Source organism: Noviherbaspirillum sp. ST9 (genome assembly GCF_048799745.1).
In the GTDB taxonomy this organism is placed as follows: Bacteria; Pseudomonadota; Gammaproteobacteria; order Burkholderiales; family Burkholderiaceae_D; genus Noviherbaspirillum.
In genome coordinates this window covers 1-515 of record NZ_JBLWFR010000218.1, presented here as the reverse complement: position 1 = coordinate 515, position 515 = coordinate 1, and the positions used below count along the sequence as shown (strand labels likewise).

Here is a 515-nt window from a genome sequence, read left to right as displayed (position 1 = left end):
CGCCATTCTCGACGCCATGCCCGGATCAGCGCGCGCGACTATGCAACGCCGGTTCCGCAATCCCGTTATCCCGACGAATTCGGCACCATGGCGGCTGCGCTCGAAAGCCTGCGCGAGAGCGCGGCGACCGCCGAGCGCCTCGGCCAGGAACGCGAATCGCAGCAGGCGCTGCAGCTCGCCCGCTCCGGGACCGTCGACGAGGCTTGCCGTCGTTTCGACGATACTGTGCAGGCGGTGATCCAGAGCGTCGCGGCGTCGACCAGAGAGCTCGATGCCACCGCGACCAACGTCCGCACGCTGGTGTCGGAATCGAGCAGCCAGACATCAGCGGTCTCGTCCGCCGCCGAGCAGGCCACCAACAATCTCGAGAGCATTGCGGCTGCGACCGAGGAGCTCTCGGCCTCCGTCGGCGAAATCTCAGCGCAGGTCCAGTCCAGCGCGCGCGATGCACGCGAAGCGGTGTCGCAGGTCGAGCAGACCAACGCCACCGTCGAGATCCTCGACCAGACCGCAGG

Annotated in this window: 1 pseudogene; it reads left to right on the top strand. The window is 67.8% G+C overall.

The features are described from left to right. Positions 1 to 515, top strand: a pseudogene (locus ACNOHI_RS25620) (hypothetical protein); the annotation flags it as partial.